2 protein-coding genes are annotated in these 21,691 nt (G+C 75.7%); both read left to right on the forward strand.

The features are described from left to right. Positions 1-14 precede the first annotated feature (14 nt). Entirely contained in the window at positions 15-12,071 is a 12,057-nt protein-coding gene (locus ABZ576_RS33830; RefSeq protein ID WP_360749778.1) for a type I polyketide synthase, read from the forward strand. Between the two features lie 33 nt (positions 12,072-12,104). Continuing rightward, positions 12,105-21,691: SDR family NAD(P)-dependent oxidoreductase (locus ABZ576_RS33835; RefSeq protein ID WP_360749781.1), on the forward strand; the 9,587-nt coding region annotated here is incomplete at its 3' end.

A 21,691-nucleotide genomic window follows, 5' to 3' on the forward strand; every position in this document is an offset into this window, starting at 1 on the left:
ACGAGGCGCTGGCGGTGCTGGCGGCGGACGGTGTCAGGGTGCGCCGGGTGGCGGTGGACTACGCCTCCCACACCCGCCATGTGGAGGCGATCGAGGGGTCGTTGGCGGAGGCGTTCGCGGACATTCGCAGCCAGGCCCCGGTCGTGCCGTTCTTCTCGACGGTGACCGGTGGGTGGGTGCGCGAGGCGGGAATGCTGGACGGCGGTTACTGGTACCGCAACCTGCGCGGCCAGGTCCGTTTCGGCCCGGCCGTCGCCGCGCTCCTCGCCGAGGGGCACACGGTGTTCGTCGAGTCCAGCGCCCACCCCGTCCTCGTCCAGCCGGTCAACGAGATCGTGGACGGCACCGAGGCGGAGGCCGTCGTCACCGGATCGCTGCGCCGTGAAGAGGGCGGTCTGCGGCGGCTGCTGGCGTCGATGGCGGAGCTGTTCGTCAAGGGCGTGCCGGTCGACTGGACCGGTGTGCTGCCCGAGGGTGCCGGCGGAACCCACGTGGAGCTGCCGACGTACGCCTTCGACCACCGCCACTACTGGCTGAAGACCGCTCCCGCGGCGGACGCGGTCTCCCTGGGCCAGGCCACCGCCGATCACCCGCTGCTCGGCGCGGTCGTCGGGCGGCCCGACTCCGGGGGGTTCATGACGACCTCGCGGTGGTCGCTGCGCTCGCAGCCGTGGCTCGCCGAGCACCTGGTCGGGCAGGACGCGGTCCTGGTGCCGAACGCCGCCCTGGTCGAGCTGGCGGTCCGGCTCGGAGCCGAGGCCGGTGCGCCGGTCGTGGCGGAACTGACCGTGGAGCGGCCCGTCGTCCTGCCGGTGCGCGGCGGCAGGGGTGTCCAGGCCGTCGTCGGCGAGGCCGATGACACCGGGCGGCGTACGGTCGAGGTGTACTCGCGGGCCGACGACTGGGCTCCGGACGCCGTCTGGACGCGGCACGCGCACGGCACGCTGGCACCGGAAGAAACGGCGGGCGGTGACCGGCCGGCCGACGGGCCCGGCGTCGAGGTGACCCTCGGCGAGGCCGCCGGGGACACCGACCGCTACGGCGTCCACCCCACGCTGCTCGACGCGGCCGTGCGCACGGCGCTGCCCGCCGGGACGCACGCCGTCACCTGGCGCGGGGTCCGCCTCCAGGCGTCCGGGGCGAGCACCGTCACCGTACGGTCGGCGGGGGCGGCCGGGGAGGGCACCCGGTTCGGTTTGACCGATCCGGCGGGGCGGCCCGTGCTGGCCGTCGACGCGGTGCTGTCCGAGCCGTTCGACCCGGCCCGGGCCGGGATCGGCGAGGCCCTCACCCACGACGCGCTGTTCCACGTCGACTGGACGGAGCTGCCGCTCCCGGCGGGGGACGGAACGCCGTCCGTCGTCGGCGTCGGCGGCGCCGAGGACGTCACCGCGCGGGCGGGGGACGCGGACGTGCTGCTGTACGAGCCCGACCCCGCGGTCACCGACCCGCGCACCGCGCTCGCCGCCGCGCTCGGCGTGCTCCAGGCGTGGCTGGCCGAACCGGCCCTGGAGCGGACCCGGCTGCTCGTGGCCACCGCCACGGACGGCACCGACCTCGCCACCGCCGCCGTACAAGGGCTGCTGCGCTCCGCGCAGTCCGAGCACCCCGGCCGGATCCTGCTGGTCGAGACCGACGCACCGGACGGCGGGCCGACCGTGGAGGAGGCCGTCCGCTCCGCGCTGCCCGGCCTGCTCGCCTGCGGAGAACCGGTGGTCCGGCTGCGGGACGGGGGCGCGACAGCCCGGGTGCCCCGGCTGGTCCGGACCGGTGTTCCGGCGGCACAGGGCACCTCGCGGCCGGGGCGCTCGCTCGATCCGGACGGAACCGTCCTGATCACCGGCGGGACCGGCACGCTCGGCGCCCTGACCGCCCGGCACCTGGTCACCGCGCACGGCGTCCGCCACCTGCTCCTGCTCAGCCGGCGCGGCCCCGCGGCGGACGGCGCGGCCGCGCTCTGCGAGGAACTGACCGCGCTCGGCGCCACCGTCACGCTCGTCGCCTGCGACACCGCCGACCGGGCCCGGCTCGCGGCCGCACTGGACGCGGTGCCCGCCGCCCACCCGCTGACCGCCGTGCTGCACACCGCCGGTGCCCTGGACGACGGCGTGGTCACCGCGCTCACCCCGGAACGCGTCGACACCGTACTGCGGCCCAAACTGGACGCGGCCCTGCTGCTGGACGAGCTGACACGTGACAGCGACCTCGCGGCGTTCGTCCTGTTCTCGTCGGCCGCGAACGTCTTCGGCAACCCGGGCCAGGCCAACTACGCCGCCGCCAACGCCGCGCTGGACGCGCTGGCCCACCGCCGCCGCGCGCGGGACCTGCCCGGCGTCTCGCTCGCCTGGGGCTACTGGGAGCGCGCCAGCGGCATGACCGGGCACCTCGGCGCCGCCGACCTGCACCGCAACCGGCGGCTCGGCATGGCCGCGCTGTCCGAGGCCGAGGGCATGGCGCTGCTCGACCTCGCCCTGCGCCCCGACAGCGCCCTGCCCGCCGCCCCGGTGGCCGCCAGACTGGACCTGCCCGCCCTGCGCGCGGCCGCCCGCACCGCCCCCGTGGCGCCCCTGCTGCGCGGCCTCGCGCCCGCCCCGCGCACACCGGTCCGCGCCGCCGGGGCCGCCGACCACGGCAGCCTGCGCGACCGGCTCACCGCACTGGACCCGGCGGCCCGGAACGCGTTGCTGCTGGACCTGGTCCGGCGCCACGCCGCCGACGTCCTCGGCCACGGCACCGCCGACGCCGTCCGCGCCGACCGAGCCTTCAAGGAAGCCGGATTCGACTCGCTGACCGCCGTCGAGCTGCGCAACCGGCTGGCGGCCGCCACCGGTCTCACGCTGCCCTCGGCCGTCGTCTTCGACTACCCGAAGCCCACCGCGCTCGCCGGGCACCTGCTCACCCGGCTCGTCGGCGACACCGCCCCCGCCGGGGCCGCCGCCGGCCGGCCGGCCGCCGCGGGCCCCGGCGCACCCGACGAGCCGATCGCGATCGTCGCGATGGCCTGCCGTTTCCCCGCCGGGGTGCACAGCCCCGAGGACCTGTGGCGGGTCGTGGCCGACGGGGTCGACGCGGTCACGGAGTTCCCCGCCGACCGCGGCTGGGACATCGACCGCCTCTACCACCCCGATCCCGACCACCCCGGGACGACGTACGTGCGGCACGGCGCCTTCCTGGACGACGCGCCCGGCTTCGACGCCGCCTTCTTCGGCATCTCGCCGAACGAGGCCCTGGCCATGGACCCGCAGCAGCGGCTGCTGCTGGAGACCTCCTGGGAGGCGTTCGAACGCGCCGCCATCGATCCCACCGGACTGGGCGGCCGGGACATCGGGGTCTTCGTCGGCGTCAACAGCCACGACTACACCGTGCGGATGCACCACTCGGCCGACGCCGAGGGCTTCCGCCTCACCGGCGGCTCCGGCAGCGTCGTCTCCGGCCGCGTCGCCTACCACTTCGGCTTCGAGGGCCCCGCCGTCACCATCGACACCGCCTGCTCCTCGTCCCTGGTCGCCCTGCACCTGGCGGCGCAGGCGCTGCGCAACGGCGAGTGCTCCATGGCGCTGGCCGGCGGTGTCATGGTGATGGGCAACGCCGAGACGTTCGTGGAGTTCTCCCGGCAGCGCGGCCTGGCCCCCGACGGACGGTGCAAGGCGTTCGCGGACGGCGCGGACGGCACCGGCTGGTCCGAGGGCGTGGGCGTGCTGCTGGTCGAGCGGCTCTCGGAGGCCGAACGCCAGGGCCACCAGATCCTCGCCGTCATCCGGGGCAGCGCGGTGAACCAGGACGGCGCCTCCAACGGCCTGACCGCACCCAACGGCCCCTCGCAGCAGCGCGTGATCCGCAAGGCGCTGGCGGCGGCCGGGCTGACCGCCCCGGACGTGGACGCGGTGGAGGCGCACGGCACCGGGACGGTCCTCGGCGACCCGATCGAGGCCCAGGCGCTGCTCGCCACCTACGGCCAGGACCGCGAAGAGCCGCTGTGGATCGGCTCGGTGAAGTCCAACCTCGGGCACACCCAGGCCGCGGCCGGTGTCGCCGGCGTCATCAAGATGGTCATGGCGATGCGGCACGGCCTGCTGCCCCGCACCCTCCACGTGGACCGCCCCTCCGGTCACGTCGACTGGTCGGCGGGCGCGGTGGAGATCCTCACCGAGGCCCGCCCGTGGCCGGAGACCGGCCGCCCGCGCCGCTCCGGCGTCTCCGCCTTCGGTATCGGCGGCACCAACGCCCACCTGGTCCTGGAACAGGCACCCGCGGCCGAGCGGCGGGACGGTACGGCCCCGGCCGGCGGTGCTCCGGCCGAGTGGAGGCAAGGTACGGCCCCGGCCGGCGGTGCCCCGGCCGGGGGGACGGACGGCGCGGCCCCGGCCGGCGGCGGCTCCCTCCTCCTCTTCCCCCTCTCCGCCCGCACCGCCGCCGGGCTGCGCGGCCAGGCCGGCCGGCTCGCGGACTGGGTGGCGGACCGCGCCGGAACACCGCTCGACGCCACCGCCCACGCACTCGGCACCGCCCGCGCCCACCTCGACCACCGCGCCGTCGTCCTGGCCGCAGACCGGGAGCGGCTCACCGACGCCCTGCGCGCGCTCGCCGCGGGCAGCCCCGGCGCGGACACCGTCACCGGCGGCCCGGTCGACGGCAAGCTTGCCTTCCTCTTCACCGGACAGGGCAGCCAGTGGGCCGGCATGGGCCGCGAACTGGCCGCCACGCACCCGGTGTTCCGCGACGCCTTCGACGCCGCCTGCGCCGCCGTGGAGCGGCACCTGGACGGCCTGGAACACCCCCTGAAGGACGTGGTGACCGCCGAGCCCGGCACCGCACAGGCCGCCCTGCTCGACCAGACCCTCTACACCCAGGCCGCACTGTTCGCCCTGGAGACCGCGTTGTTCCGGCTGTTCACCTCCTGGGGCGTACGGCCCGATTTCCTCGCCGGCCACTCGGTCGGCGAGATCGCCGCCGCCCACGCCGCCGGCATCCTGGACCTCGCGGACGCCGGTGAACTGGTCGCGGCCCGCGGCCGGCTGATGCAGGCCCTGCCGGAGGGCGGGGCGATGATCGCCGTGGAGGCGACCGAGGCCGAGGTCACACCGCTGCTCGCGGGGGCACCGGGACCCGTCGGGATCGCGGCGGTCAACGCGCCGGACGCGCTGGTCCTGTCCGGCGCCGAGGACGCCGTGCTCGCCGTCGCCGGACGCCTCGCCGAGGACGGCCACCGCACCCGGCGGCTGACCGTCAGCCACGCCTTCCACTCCGCGCTGATGGAGCCCATGCTCGACGAGCTGCGCGCCGTGGCCGCCCGGCTCCGCTACCGGCCGGGCAGCGTGCCCGTCGTCTCCACGCTCACCGGCGCAACCGCCGAGGACGGACTGCTCTCCACCCCCGAGTACTGGGTGGACCAGGCCCGGCACGCCGTGCGGTTCGCCGACGCCGTCACCGCCCTGCGCGACCAGGGCGTCGTGACCCACCTCGAACTGGGCCCCGGCGGCGTCCTCAGCGCCATGGCGCACGGCACGCTCGGACCGGACACCCGCGGCTGCGTCGGCACGCTGCGCCGCGACACCGCCGAGGACACCTCCGTACGCACCGCGCTCGCCGAACTCCACGTGCGGGGCGTACCCGTCGACTGGACCGCCGTCCTCGGCCGCCCCGAGCCGGCCGTCGGCCCCGACCTGCCCACCTACGCCTTCCAGCACCAGCGGTACTGGGTGGAGGCCGGCACCGCCGCCGACGCCGAGGCGCTCGGCGCCCGGTCCGCCGGCCACCCGCTGCTCGGCGGTGTCGTGGAGGTCCCCGGCACCCACGGCGGCACCGGCGTCGTCCTCACCGGCCGGCTGTCCGGGCGCGGCCCCGGCCTGCTCCCGGGCGCGCGGACCGGCGGCGCCGTGCCGGTACCGGCCGCCGTGCTGCTCGAACTGCTGGTCCGGGCCGGTGACGAGGCCGGCGGCGGGACCGTCGAGCGGATCACCGTCGACGCGCCCCTCGTCGTCCCCGCACACGGCGACCTCCAGCTACGCGTCTTCGTGGACGCGCCCGGCCCCGACGGGACGCGCCCCGCCACCGTGCACGGCCGGCCGGCCGGACAGGAGGGCGAGCCCTGGCTGCGGCACGCCCGGGCCACGCTGGTGCCCGGCGTCCCCGCCCACGCCTTCGACCCGCTCGACCGCCCCCGGGAACCGGCCGGGGACAGCACCCTGGCCGGAGTCCGCGGCATCTGGCGGCAGGACGACCGGACCCTCGCCGACATCGCCCTGCCGGCCGGACTCGACGGCGAGGCCGAGGCGTTCACCCTCCACCCGGTGCTGCTCGACACGGCGCTGCGGGTCGCGGCCGAGGCCGCGGGCCGCGATGCGGCCGCCCGTTCCCTGGCCGAGTGCGCCGCCTTCACCGTGTACGCGGTGGGCGCCACCGAACTGCGGGTGCGCGTCACCCCGGCCGCCGGGGACGCACACCTGGTGGAGCTGGCCGACCCGGCCGGCCGGCCCGTGGCCCTCCTCGGCCCGGTGAAGCTGACGACGACCGACGCGCCCGGCACCGGCGTCACGTCCACTCGGGACACGGCCCCCGGCCGGGACACCGGCGTCCCGGCCACGGCAGCTCCCGCGGCGGCCGCCGGCATCCCGGCCACGGACGGTACGGCCCCCGGCACGGACCCGGAGGCCGCACCCCTCGGCACGGACACCGGCACACCCGCTGCCAACGGCACGGCCCCCCTCCGCACAGGCACCGGCGTCCCGGTCACGGCCGCGCGCAACGGCACCGGCAACGGGCAGCACCCGGCACGCGAAACCGCCGGCGCGGCGGACGGCCGTACGCCGGCCCAGGCCACCCCGGCCGGCCGGAGCGGGCCCGCCCCGGCCCGGCGCGTGATCCGGCGGGAACCGGCCGCCGACGGGGGTGAGCTGGCGGCCCGGCTGGCCGGCCTCGCCGACGCGGAGCAGCGGCGGGTCCTGCTGGACCTGGTGCGGGAGAGCGCCGCGGCCGTGCTCGGGCACCGCGACACGGACGGCTTCGACGAGGGCCAGCCGTTCAAGAACCTCGGCTTCGACTCGCTCACCGCGGTCAAACTCCGCAACCGGCTGCACGACTTCACCGGCGTCAGCCTCCCCAGCAGCCTGGTCTTCGACCACCCGACCCCGGCGCTGCTGGCCGACCACCTGCGCGGCGAACTCCTCGGCACCCGGCCGGAGGCGCCCGCCGTCGTCCGGCGCGGCACGGCGGACCCGGACGAGCCGATCGCCATCATCGCCATGAGCAGCCGGCTGCCGGGCGGCGTCACCAGCCCCGAGGAGCTGTGGCAGCTCGTCATGGACCGGCGCGACGCCATCTCCGCCTTCCCCGCCGACCGCGACTGGGACGTCGACAAGCTCTACCACCCCGACCCGGCCCACCCCGGCACCAGCTACACCCGCGCGGGCGGCTTCCTGCACGACGCCGCCCGGTTCGACGCCGGACTCTTCGGGATCTCGCCGCGCGAGGCGCTGGCCATGGACCCCCAGCAGCGGCTGCTGCTGGAAACCTCCTGGGAGGCCATGGAACGGGCCGGCATCGACCCGCTGTCCACCCGCGGCCAGGACATCGGCGTGTTCACCGGCATCGTCCACCACGACTACGTGACCCGGCTGCGCCAAGTGCCCGAGGACGTCCAGGGCTACGTCATGACGGGTACGGCCTCCAGCGTGGCCTCGGGCCGGGTGGCGTACGTGTTCGGCTTCGAGGGCCCCGCGGTGACCGTGGACACGGCCTGCTCCTCCTCCCTGGTCGCCATGCACCTCGCGGCCCAGGCACTGCGCGGCGGCGAGTGCTCCCTCGCGCTCGCCGGCGGTGCCACCGTCATGGCCAGTCCGGACGCCTTCCTGGAGTTCTCCCGGCAGCGCGGCCTGTCCGCCGACGGCCGCTGCAAGGCCTACTCCTCCACCGCCGACGGCACCGGCTGGGCCGAGGGCGTCGGCGTGGTCCTGCTGGAGCGGCTGTCGGAGGCGCGGCGCAACGGCCACCGCGTGCTGGCGGTGCTGCGCGGCAGCGCGGTCAACCAGGACGGCGCCTCCAACGGCCTGACCGCCCCCAACGGCCCGTCCCAGCAGCGGGTGATCCGCAGCGCGCTGGCGGCGGCCGGGCTGACCCCGGCGGACGTCGACGTGGTCGAGGGCCACGGCACCGGCACCGTCCTCGGCGACCCGATCGAGATCCAGGCGCTGGTGGCCACCTACGGCCAGGATCGTGACCCCGGCAAACCGCTCTGGCTCGGCTCGGTGAAGTCCAACATCGGACACACCCAGGCCGCCGCGGGCGTCGCCGGCGTCATCAAGATGGTGGAGGCGATGCGCCACGGCGTGCTCCCGGCCACCCTGAACGTCGCCGAGCCCACCCCGCAGGCGGACTGGTCGGCGGGCGCGGTCGAACTGCTCACCGAGGCCCGGGAGTGGGCCCGCGACGGCCGGCCGCGCCGGGCCGCCGTCTCGTCGTTCGGCGCCAGCGGCACCAACGCGCACGTCATCCTGGAGGAAGCGCCCGAGAGCGAAACGCCGTCCCGGCCGGCGGTCCCGGCCGGCGTCGTACCGCTGGTCGTGTCGGCCCGCAGCACGGCTTCCCTGGCCGCCCAGGCCGGACGCCTGGCGGCGTTCATCAACGACACGCACACCGACACGGGCAGCGACACGCACACCGGTGTGGTCCCGGCCGAGGTCGCGGGTGCGCTCGTCTCCCGGCGGGCCCTGCTGTCCGAGCGGGCGGTGGTCGTCGCCGGTGCCCGTGACGAGGCACTGGCCGGGCTGGGCGCGCTGGCGCGCGGTGAGAGCAGCCCCCTCGTCGTGACCGGAACCGTCGCCGGCTCCGGCGGCCCCGGACGGACCGTGCTCGTCTTCCCGGGCCAGGGTTCGCAGTGGCTGGGGATGGGCCGTGAACTGCTGGAAAGCTCCCCGGTGTTCGCGGAGCGGATCGAGGAGTGCGCAGGGGCTCTGGAACCGTGGACGGACTGGGACTTGAAGGCGGTTTTGCGGGGTGAGGTCGATCTGCTGGGGCGGGTCGATGTCGTGCAGCCGGCGAGTTTCGCGGTGAACGTCGGCCTGGCGGCGGTGTGGGCGTCGGTGGGTGTCGTGCCGGACGCGGTGGTCGGCCACTCGCAGGGCGAGATCGCCGCTGCGTGTGTGGCGGGTGCGCTGTCGCTGGCGGACGCGGCCCGGATCGTGGCGGTCCGCAGCAAGGTGATCGCCGGTGAGCTGGCCGGGCGGGGCGGGATGGCCTCGGTGATGCTGCCGGAAGCGGACGCCGTGACCCGGATCGCGGCGTGGGAGGGCCGTGTGGAAGTAGCTGCGGTCAACAGTCCTTCGTCGGTGGTGATCGCCGGTGACGCGGAGGCGTTGGACGAGGCACTGGCGGTGTTGGAGGCGGACGGTGTCAGGGTGCGCCGGGTGGCGGTGGACTACGCCTCCCACACCCGCCATGTCGAAGCGATCGAGCAGGCCCTGGACAAGGCGTTCGCGGACATCCGCAGCCAGGCCCCGCTGGTGCCGTTCTTCTCGACGGTGACCGGTGAATGGGTGCGCGAGGCGGGGGTGCTGGATGGCGGTTACTGGTACCGCAACCTGCGCGGCCAGGTCCGCTTCGGCCCGGCCGTCGCCGCGCTCCTCGCCGAGGGGCACACGGTGTTCGTCGAGTCCAGCGCCCACCCCGTCCTCGTCCAGCCGGTCAACGAGATCTTCGACGAGGCCGCCGACGACACCGTACGGCTGCGTGCCGTCGCCGCCGGTTCGCTGCGCCGGGACGAGGGCGGGCCGAGGCGGCTGCTGGCCTCGATGGCCGAACTGTTCGTCAGGGGCGTGGCCGTGGACTGGACGGGCGTCCTGCCCGCCGAGGCCCGCGACGCCCACCTCGACCTGCCGACGTACGCCTTCGACCGGCAGCACTTCTGGCTCCGCGAGGCGGAGACCGGCACGGACGGCACCCCCGAGGCCGAGGGCGCCGAGACCGACTTCTGGACCGCCGTCGAACAGGCCGACGCCGACACCCTCGCCCGGCTGCTCGACCTGGCCGCGGCCGACCAGCGCGACGCGCTGCGCACGGTCGTACCGGTGCTCGCCGACTGGCGCGGCCGGCGCCGCGAGCGGTCGGCGGCGGAAAAACTCCGCTACCACGTCACCTGGCGGCCACTCGACCGCGAGACGACCGGCGTACCCGGCGGCACCTGGCTGGCCGTCGTACCGCAGGGCCCGGCACCGGCCGAGCTGCTGCGCGAACTCACCGCCCAGGGCCTGGACGTCGTCCCGCTGGAGACCGACATGGCCGACGCCACCCGAGCCCGGCTCGGCGAGCGCCTCTCCGACGCCCTCGCCGACCACGCCGTCGCCGGTGTGCTGTCGCTGCTCGCGCTCGACCCGGGCGGCGCCGACGGCCCGCAGGACCCCGTCCCGCTGACGGCGGCCACCCTCGCGCTGGTCCAGGCGCTCGGCGACACCGGGGTCACCCAGCCGCTGTGGTGCCTGACCCGCGGCGCCGTCAACACCGGCATCCAGGACACCGTCACCGCACCCGCCCAGGCGGCCGTCTGGGGCATCGGCCGGGCCGCCGCCCTGGAACGCGGCGACCGCTGGGGCGGACTCGTCGACCTGCCCGCGACCCTCGACACCCGTGCCGTACGCCATCTGCTCGGCGCGCTCGACACCGCCGGCGACGACGACCAGCTGGCCGTGCGCAGGTCCGGCGTCCACACCCGCAGGCTGCTGCGCAAGGCCGCCCCCGACCCGGCCGACGGCTCCGGCTGGCAGCCCCGCGGCACCGTCCTGGTCACCGGCGGCGCCGAGGGCCTCGGCCGGCACGCCTCCCTCTGGCTCGCCCGCTCCGGCGCCCGGCGGCTCGTCGTCACCACCACGGCCGGCGCCCCCGAGGACGCCGTCGCCGCGCTGCGCGCCGAAGTGGCCGCCGCCGGCACCGGCACCACGATCGACACCTGCGCCGACACCGACCGGGCGGCACTCGACCGCCTGCTTGCCGAAAGCCCCGCCGAGCAGCCGCTCACCGCCGTCGTGCACACCGCCGACATGGCCCTGACCAGCTCCGTCGACGACACCGGCGTACCCGAACTGACCGAGGTGTTCGCCACCAAGGTGGACCCGGCCCGCCGGCTCGCCGAACGGTTCGCCGACACCCCGCTCGACGCGTTCGTGGTGTTCTCCTCGATCGCCGGCATCTGGGGCGGTGGCGGCCAGGGCGTGTCCGGCGCGGCCAACGCCGCGCTCGACGCCCTCGTGGAGTGGCGGCGCGGCCACGGACACACGGCCACCGCGATCGCCTGGGGCGCCCTGGACGAGATCGGCGTCGGCATGGACGAGGACACCCTCACCCAGCTGCGCCGGCGCGGTGTGCTGCCCATGGCGCCGCAGATCGCCGTCACCGCCTTCGAACAGGCCGTCCAGGCCCAGGAGAAGACGGTCACGGTGGTCGACATGGACTGGGACGCCTTCATCCCGGCCTTCACCTCCGTCCGGCCCAGCCCGCTCTTCGCCGACCTGCCCGAAGCACAGGCCGCCCTGCGGGCCACCCAGCCGGACACCGAGAACGGCGACACCACCGCCGGCCTCGTGGACTCCCTGCGCGACGTCCCCGAGGCCGAGCAGAACCGCATCCTGCTCCGGCTGGTGTGCGGACACGCCGCCACGGTCCTCGGACACAGCGGCGCCGAGAGCATCGGCCCCCTCCAGGCCTTCCAGGAGGTCGGTTTCGACTCGCTCGCCGCCGTCAACCTGCGCAACAGCCTGCACGTGGCGACCGGCCTGCGGCTGCCCGCCACCCTCATCTTCGACTACCCCACGCCGGACGCCCTCGTCGGCTACCTCCGCTCCGAGCTGCTGCGGGACGCGGACGACGGGCTCGACGGGCGGGAGGACGACCTCAGGCGAGCCCTCGCCACCGTCCCCCTCGCCCGGTTCCGGGACGCCGGCGTCCTGGACACCCTGCTCGGCCTCGTGGACACCGAGGACGCTTCCGCCCCCGGAGCGGCGGCCCCGGCCGAGGACGACGAGACCCTGATCGACGCCATGGACGTTGCCGATCTCGTGCAGCGTGCTCTGGGCGGGACGAGCTGACCCATGACAGCGGACGCACCACGGAGGACGGATATGCCGGGCCCGGACGACCAGATCGTCAACGCGCTGCGCGCCTCCCTCAAGGAGAACGCGCGCTTGCAGCAGGAGAACAGCAAGCTCGCGGCGGCCGCTGCCGAGCCCATCGCCATCGTCTCCATGGCCTGCCGGTACGCGGGGGGCATCCGCACCCCCGAGGACCTGTGGCGGGTGGTGACCGACGGCACCGACGTCTACACCGCGTTCCCGGAGGACCGCGGCTGGGACCTGGAGGGCCTCTACCACCCCGACCCGGACAACCCCGGCACCACCTACGTCCGTGAAGGCGCCTTCCTGCACGACGCCGCCGAGTTCGACGCCGCCTTCTTCGGCATCTCGCCGCGCGAGGCGCTCGCCATGGACCCGCAACAGCGCCAACTGCTGGAGGTGTCCTGGGAGACGCTGGAACGGGCCGGCATAGACCCGCACTCCGTACGCGGCAGCGACACGGGCGTCTTCGCCGGCATCGTCCACCAGGACTACGCCCCCGACCTCAGCGGCCACGAGGGCTTCCTCAGCCTGGAACGGGCGCTGGGCAGCGCGGGCGGTGTCGCCTCCGGCCGCGTCGCCTACACCCTGGGCCTGGAGGGCCCGGCGGTCACCGTCGACACCATGTGCTCCTCCTCCCTGGTCGCCATCCACCTGGCCATGCACGCACTGCGCCGCGGCGAGTGCTCCATGGCGCTCGCCGGCGGCTCCACCGTGATGTCCACCCCCGGCGGCTTCGTCGGCTTCGCCCGCCAGCGCGGCCTCGCCTTCGACGGCCGTATCAAGTCCTACGCCGCCATGGCCGACGGCTCCAGCTGGGCCGAGGGCGTCGGGGTCCTCCTGCTCGAAACGCTCTCCCAGGCCCGCGAGCGCGGCCACCGCGTCCTGGCCGTCATCCGCGGCTCGGCCATCAACCAGGACGGCGCCTCCAACGGCCTGACCGCCCCCAACGGCCCCTCGCAGCAGCGCGTCATCCGCCGGGCCCTGGCCGGCGCCGGCCTGACCCCCGCCGACATCGACATGGTGGAGGGCCACGGCACCGGCACCGTCCTCGGCGACCCCATCGAAGCCCAGGCCATCCTCGCCACCTACGGCCAGGACCGGCCCGCCGGACAGCCCCTGCGGCTCGGCTCCGTGAAGTCCGTCATCGGCCACACCCAGGCCGCCTCCGGCGTCGCCGGCGTCATCAACATGGTGCAGGCGATGCGCCACGGCCTGATGCCGCCCAGCCGGCACATCGACGCCCCCACCCCGCAGGTCGACTGGTCGGCGGGCGCCGTGGAACTGCTCACCGAGGCACGGCAGTGGCCCGAGACCGGGCACCCGCGCCGCGCCGGCGTGTCCTCCTTCGGCGCCAGCGGCACCAACGCCCACCTCATCCTGGAACAGGCCCCGGAGGCCGAGGCCGAGACCGGCGAGCAGGCGCCCGCCGCACCGGGCGGTGTGCTGCCGCTGGTGGTGACGGCGGCCTCCGCCGCCTCGCTCACCGGCCAGGCCGACCGCCTCGCCACCTTCCTGGCGGACGCCGCGGACACCCCGCTCGCGGCCGTCGCGGGCACCCTCGCCACCCGGCGCGCCGTACTCGGTGAACGCGCCGTCGTGGTCGCCGAAACCCACGACGAGGCCCTGGCCGCGCTGACCGCGCTCGCCCGCGACGAGCAGGCGGCCGGCGCGCTGCGGGGCGCCGCCACGGCGGCCGGCGCCGGCAAGACCGTCCTCGTCTTCCCCGGACAGGGCACCCAGTGGATCGGCATGGGCCGCGAACTCCTCGACACCTCACCGGTGTTCGCCGCCCGGATCGAGGAGTGCGCCCAGGCCCTGGAACGCTGGGTGGACTGGGACCTGCACGCCGTGCTGCGCGGCGAGGGCGACACCGACCTGCTGACCCGCGTGGACGTCGTCCAGCCCGCCAGCTTCGCCGTGGCCGTCGCCCTGGCCGCCGTATGGGCGTCCGTGGGCGTCGTACCGGACGCGGTCGTCGGCCACTCGCAGGGCGAGATCGCCGCCGCCTGCGTGGCCGGCGCGCTCACCCTGGACGACGCGGCCCGCATCGTCGCCGTCCGCAGCCAGGTCATCCGCGGCCGGCTGGCCGGGCTCGGCGGCATGGCGTCCGTCGCGCTCACCGAGGACGACGTCACCGCCCGGCTGGAGCGGTGGGCCGGCCGGGTGGAGGTGGCCGCCGTCAACGGCCCCACCTCGGTGGTCGTCGCGGGTGACGCCGAGGCCCTGGACGAGGTCCTGGACACGCTGGAGGACCAGGGCGTGCGGGTACGCCGCATCGCCGTCGACTACGCCTCGCACAGCCGGCACGTCCAGGCCGTCCAGGAGGCCCTCACCGAGGCGTTCGCCGACATCCGCGGCGCCGCCCCCGCCATCCCGTTCCTGTCCACGGTGACCGGCGAATGGGTGCGCGAGGCCGGTGTGCTGGACGGCGGCTACTGGTACCGCAACCTGCGACGGCAGGTCCGCTTCGGCCCCGCCGTCGCCACCCTCCTCGCCGAGGGCCACACCGTGTTCGTCGAGTCCAGCGCCCACCCGGTCCTCGTCCAGCCGATCGCCGAGATCACCGACGCGGCGGACGCCGTGGTCACCGGCTCGCTGCGGCGCGACGAGGGCGGCCTGCGCCGGCTGCTCACCTCCATGGCGGAGGTCTTCGTCGGCGGCGTGACCGTCGACTGGCGGGCCGTCCTGCCCGAGGCCGCCCGCACCGCCCACGTGGACCTGCCCACCTACGCCTTCGACCGGCGCCGCTACTGGATCCAGCTGACCCCCAAGGGCGGCGACGCCGCCTCCCTCGGCGTGACCGGCAGCGAGCACCCGCTGCTCGGCGCGGTCGTCCCGCTGCCGCAGACGGACGGGCTCGTCTTCACCTCCCGCCTCTCCCTGCGCACCCACCCCTGGCTGGCCGACCACGCCATGCAGGGCGTGGTCATCGTCCCCGGCACCGTCTACGTCGACCTCGCCGTCCGCGCCGGTGACGAGTTCGACTGCGGCACCCTCGAAGAGCTCGTCATCGAGGCGCCCCTGGTCCTGCCCGAACAGGGCGCGGTCCGCGTCCAGGTCGCCGTCGGCGGGGCGAGCCCCAACGGCTCCCGCTCCGTCGACGTCTACTCGCTGCGCGAGGACGCCGACGACGACGGTCACGGCGAGTGGACACGGCACGCCACCGGCCTGCTGTCCGGCGCCGCCGCCCGGACCACGGCGCCCGCAGTCGACTTCACCGCCTGGCCGCCGCCCGGCGCCGAACCCGTCCCCCTCGACGGCTTCTACACCGACCTCGTCGCCCGCGGCTACGCCTACGGCCCCGCCTTCCAGGGCCTGCGCGGAGTGTGGCGGCGCGGCACGGAACTCTTCGCCGAGGCGGCCCTGCCGCCGGACCACCGGGAGAACGCCGACAAGTTCGCCGTCCACCCGGCCCTCCTGGACGCCGCCCTGCACACCAACGCCTTCGCCAACCCGGACGACGACCGCAACGTCCTGCCGTTCGCCTGGAACGGCCTCGTCCTGCACGCCGAAGGCGCCTCCGCCCTGCGCGTGCGGGTCGCGCCGGCCGGCCCGGACGCGCTGTCCTTCCAGGCCGCCGACGAGACCGGCGCGCTGGTCCTCACCATGGACTCCCTGGTGTCGCTGCCGGTCTCCGCCGAGCAGCTCGGCGCCGCCGCCGGCGCCGGCCGGGACACCCTGTTCGCCGTCGACTGGATGCAGCTGCCCGCCGCCGAGGGCGTCACCACCGCACCCACCTGGGTGCCCGTCGCCGACGCCGACGACGTGACCGCGCTCGCCGCCCGCGAGAGCATCCCCGGCGCGGCCGTCCTGGACGCGTACAGCGACGGCGCCGACGCCCAGACCCTCACCTGCCGCGTCCTGCGCATCCTGCAGACCTGGCTGACCACGCCCGGACTGGAAGCCGCCCGGCTGCTGGTGGCCACCCGGGGCGCGGTGGCCGCGGGAGGCGACGGCGCGGTCACCGACCCGGCCGGCGCAGCCGTCTGGGGTCTGGTCCGCGCCGCCCAGGCGGAGAACCCCGACCGGGTGATCCTCGTCGACCTCGACCCGGCCGCCGCCACCGGAGCCGGCCCCGTCCTCGCCCGGCTCCTGGCCGCGGAGGAGCCGCAGCTCGCCGTCCGCGGCACCGCACTGTCCGCGCCCCGGCTGATCCGCGCCGAGACCACCACCGCCGACACCGACACCGCCGACACCGGTGGCGCCACCGGTGCGACCGGTACCGGCGAGGCCACCGGCGCCACCGACGGTGAGGAGCCCGCCGCCCGCCCGGCCGCCGTCTTCGACGCCGACGGCACCGTCCTCGTCACCGGCGGCACCGGCTCGCTCGGCGCGCTCGTCGCCCGGCACCTGGTGCAGCGGCACGGCGTACGGCACCTGGTGCTGGCCGGCCGGCGCGGCGCCGCCGCCGACGGCGCCGCCGCACTCACCGACGAGCTCACCGGACTCGGCGCCGCCGTCACCGTCACCGCCTGCGACGTCTCCGACCGCGACGCCGTCGCCGCGCTGCTGCGCGACATCCCGGCCGAGCACCCGCTGACCGGTCTGGTGCACCTCGCCGGCGTCCTGGACGACGGTGTGATCGGCGCGCTGACCGAGGAGCGGATCGCCGGGGTCTTCGCCCCCAAGGCCACCGCCGTACGACACCTGGACGAGCTGACCCGCGAACTCGCGCCCGCGCTGCGCGCGTTCGTCGTCTTCTCCTCCGCCGCCGCCCTGCTCGGCTCGGCCGGCCAGGGCAACTACGCGGCCGCCAACGCCTACCTCGACGCCCTGATGGCCCACCGCCGCGCGGCCGGCCTGCCCGGCGTCTCCCTCGCCTGGGGCCTGTGGGAGCAGAGCACCGGCCTGACCGCCCACCTCAGCGAGACCGACCAGGCCCGCATGAGCCGCGGCGGCGTGCTCGCCCTCACCCCCGACGAGGGCCTGGCCCTCCTCGACACCGGACTCCACGCCGACCGCGCCCTGCTGGTCCCGATCAAGCTGGACCTGCGCGCCCTGCGCTCGGAGGCCGCGGCCGGCGGCACCGTGCCGCACCTGCTGCGCGGACTGGTCCGGGCCGGCCGGCGCTCCGCCAGGACCGCGGCCGGTGACGGCAGCGGACTCACGCGCCGCCTCGCCGGACTGCCCGAGGCCGAGCAGGAAGCCGTCCTGCTGGGCATCATCCAGGCCGAGGCCACCGCCGTCCTGGGCTTCAGCGGACCCGAACTCGCCCAGGGCACGCGCGGTTTCGGTGACATCGGCTTCGACTCGCTCACCGCGATCGAACTGCGCAACCGGCTCTCCGCCGCCACCGGCGTCAAACTGCCCGCCACGCTCATCTTCGACTACCCGACCCCGGTGGCGCTCGCCCGCCACCTGCGCGAGGAGCTCGGCGAGAGCACCGCCGGCGCCGTCGCCCCCACCGTCGTCGCGACCGACCCGGACGAGCCCATCGCCATCGTCGGCATGTCCTGCCGGCTGCCCGGCGGCGTCACCGACCCGGCCGGCCTGTGGCGGCTGGTGCTCGAACGCCGGGAAGGCATCACGGAGTTCCCCGACGACCGCGGCTGGAACCTGGACGAGCTGTTCGACGCCGACCCCGACAAGGCCGGCACCTCCTACGTCCACAGAAGCGGGTTCCTGCAGGGCGCCGCCGAGTTCGACGCCGAGTTCTTCGGCATCTCCCCGCGTGAGGCCCTGGCCATGGACCCGCAGCAGCGGCTGCTGCTGGAGGCGACCTGGGAGGCCCTGGAGAACGCCGGTATCGACCCGAGCAAGACCCGCGGCGCCGACATCGGCGTCTTCTCCGGCGTCTCCATCCACGACTACCTGGAATCCCTGAGCAACATGCCCCCCGAGCTGGAGGGCTACGTCACCACCGCGACCGCGGGCAGCGTGGCCTCGGGCCGGGTGTCGTACGTGTTCGGCTTCGAGGGCCCCGCGGTGACCGTGGACACGGCCTGCTCCTCTTCCCTGGTCGCCATGCACCTGGCCTCCCAGGCGCTGCGCAACGGCGAGTGCTCCCTGGCGCTGGCCGGCGGTGTCGCCGTGATGGGCTCGCCCATCGGCGTCCTCGGCATGTCCCGCCAGCGCGGTCTCGCCGCCGACGGCCGCGTCAAGGCGTTCTCCGCGGGCGCCGACGGCACCATCCTGTCCGAGGGCGTGGGCATCGTCGTGCTGGAGCGCCTGTCGGAGGCCCGCCGCAACGGGCACCAGGTGCTGGCGGTGGTCCGGGGCAGCGCGATCAACCAGGACGGCGCCTCCAACGGCCTGACCGCCCCGAACGGCCCCTCGCAGCAGCGGGTGATCCGCCGCGCCCTGGCGACCGCCGGCCTCGCGCCGTCGGACGTGGACGTGGTCGAGGCACACGGCACCGGCACGGCGCTCGGTGACCCGATCGAGGCGCAGGCGCTGCTGGCGACGTACGGACGCGACCGCGAACAGCCGCTGTGGCTGGGGTCGTTGAAGTCGAACATCGGTCACACGCAGGCCGCCGCCGGTGTCGCCGGCGTCATCAAGATGATCCAGGCGATGCGGCACGGCGTCCTTCCCCCGACCCTGCACGCGGCGGAGCCGTCCCCGCAGGTCGACTGGTCCGCCGGGTCCGTCGAGCTGCTGACCGAAGCCCGGGAGTGGCCCGAGACCGGCCGCCCGCGCCGGGCCGGCGTCTCCTCCTTCGGCATCAGCGGCACCAACGCCCACCTCATTCTGGAACAGCCCCCCGAGGATCCGGCCCCCGAGCCGGCGGACCCGTACGACGGTCCGGTGCCGCTGGTGGTGTCGGCGGCTTCCGGGGGCTCGCTCGCCGGGCAGGCGGAGCGGCTGGCCGCGTTCGCCGCCGGCACGGACGCCTCTTTGACGGACGTCGCCGGGGCGTTGGTGACGCGGCGGGCGGTGCTGTCGGAGCGGGCCGTGGTGATCGCCGGGTCGCGTGAGGAGGCGGTGGCGGGGCTGGGCGCGCTGGCGCGTGGTGAGTCGGCCGTCGGGCTGGTGACGGGTGACGCGGGAGTCTCCGGGCGGACGGTGCTGGTGTTCCCCGGGCAGGGTTCGCAGTGGCTGGGGATGGGCCGTGAGCTGCTGGAGAGCTCTCCGGTGTTCGCGGAGCGGGTCGAGGAGTGCGCCCGGGCTCTGGAGCCGTGGACGGACTGGGACGTGAAGGCGGTCTTGCGGGGTGAGGTCGATCTGCTGGGGCGGGTCGATGTCGTGCAGCCGGCGAGTTTCGCGGTGATGGTGGGTCTGGCGGCGGTGTGGGCGTCGGTGGGTGTGGTGCCGGATGCGGTGGTCGGTCACTCGCAGGGTGAGATCGCCGCTGCGTGTGTGGCGGGTGCGCTGTCGCTGGCGGACGCGGCCCGGATCGTGGCGGTCCGCAGCAAGGTGATCGCCGGTGAGCTGGCGGGTCGCGGTGGGATGGCGTCGGTGGCGCTGCCTGAGGCCGAGGCGGCCGCGCGGATTTCCGCGTGGGAGGGCCGTGTGGAGGTCGCTGCGGTCAACAGTCCTTCGTCGGTGGTGATCGCCGGTGATGCGGAGGCGTTGGACGAGGCGCTGGCGGTGTTGGAGGCGGACGGTGTGCGGGTGCGCCGGGTGGCGGTGGACTACGCCTCCCATACCCGTCATGTGGAGGCGATCGAGGGGTCGTTGGCGGAGGCGTTCGCGGACATTCGCAGCCAGGCCCCGCTGGTGCCGTTCTTCTCGACGGTGACCGGTGGGTGGGTGCGCGAGGCGGGGGTGCTGGACGGCGGTTACTGGTACCGCAACCTGCGCGGCCAGGTCCGCTTCGGCCCCGCCGTCGCCGCGCTCCTCGCCGAGGGGCACACGGTGTTCGTCGAGTCCAGCGCCCACCCCGTCCTCGTCCAGCCGATCAGCGAGATCGTCGACGAGACACGCGCGGACGCGCTGGCCATCGGCTCGCTGCGCCGTGAAGAGGGCGGTCTGCGGCGGCTGCTGGCGTCGATGGCCGAGGTGTTCGTCAAGGGCGTGCCGGTCGACTGGACCGGTGTGCTGCCCGAGGGTGCCGGCGGAACCCACGTGGAGCTGCCGACGTACGCCTTCGACCACCGCCACTACTGGCTGGAGATCGCGCCGGCCACGGACGCGGCCTCCCTGGGCCAGGCCACCGCCGATCACCCGCTGCTCGGCGCGGTCGTACCGCTGCCCCAGTCCGACGGGCTGGTCTTCACGTCCCGCCTCTCCCTGCGCAGCCACCCGTGGCTGGCCGACCACGTCGTCGGCGGGGCGGTCGTCGTCCCGGCCGCCGCCCTGGCCGACATGGTCCTGCGCGCGGGCGACGAGGCCGGCACCGCCACCCTGGACGAGCTGACCGTCGAAACCCCCCTCGTGCTGCCCGAGGAGGGCGGCGTACGCGTCCAGGTCGCCGTCGGCGGCCCCGACGACACCGGCGCGCGGTCCGTCGACGTCTACGCGGCCGGCGAGGACGCCGAAGCCCCGTGGACCCGGCACGCCACCGGACGCCTCGCGCCCGCCCCGCTCACCGCCGCCGAGGCGAGCGCCGACCTGCGGCTGTGGCCGCCCACCGGCGCCCGCCCGGCCGACGCCGACGAGCTCTACGACGACCTGCTGCACCTCGGCCACCCCTTCGGGCCCGCCTTCCGCGGCGTACGGGCGCTGTGGCGGCGCGGTGACGAGGTCTTCGCCGAGGTCGGCCTGCCCGAGGAACAGCGCACGGCCGCCGAGCGGTTCGGCATCCACCCCGCGCTCCTCGACGCGGCCGTGCAGTCCGGGCTGCGGCACGCGGCCACGGCCGACCCGGACGGCACCGGGCAGCGGCTGTGGCAGCCCGCCGAATGGCAGGGGCTGACGCTGCACGCCACCGGTGCGACCACGCTCCGCGTGCACCTCGCCCCCACCGGGTCCGGCAGGCTCTCGCTGGAGGCCGCCGACGAGGCCGGCGGTCTCGTCGTGACCCTGGACGCCCTGGGCTTCCTGCCGGTCTCCGCCGACCGGCTGACGGTGGCCGCCGACGACGCGGGCCACTCCCTGTACCGGGTCGACTGGACGGAACTGCCCACCGCCTCCGCCGAGGAGGTGCCGCAATGGGTGCCGCTCTTCCACCCGGACGAGGTCGAGATCCTCGCCCGCGCGGCGACCGGCCCGATCGTCGCCGTGGTCGAGGCCGTCACCGCCGACGGCACCCCCGACACCCCCGACGCCGCCCTGTCCGGGACCGACCGGATGCTGGCGGTGCTCCAGGCGTGGTTCGCCGCGCCCAGCCTGGAGGAGTCACGACTGGTCGTGCTGACCCGGGGTGCCGTCCCCGCCGGCGGCGACAGCGCGGTCACGGACCCGGTCGGCGCCGCCGTCTGGGGCCTGGTCCGCGCCGCCCAGGCCGAGAACCCCGGCCGGATCGTACTCATCGACACCGACACCGACCCGGACATCGCCTACGGCACCGCCGTCGAGCCGCTGCTCGCGGCGGTCCTGGCCGCGGGTGAGCCGCAGGTGGCGGTGCGTGGTCCGGTGCTGTCGGTGCCGCGTCTGGTGCGAGCGGCCGAGGAGGAACCGGCGGCCGGGTTCCGGGCCGGGGGCACGGTGCTGGTCACCGGTGGTACCGGCTCGCTGGGCAGGCTGGTGGCGCGGCACCTGGTGGAGCGGCA

Origin of the sequence: Streptomyces sp. NPDC013455, assembly GCF_040632975.1 — a bacterium.
Classification (GTDB): Bacteria; Actinomycetota; Actinomycetes; order Streptomycetales; family Streptomycetaceae; genus Streptomyces.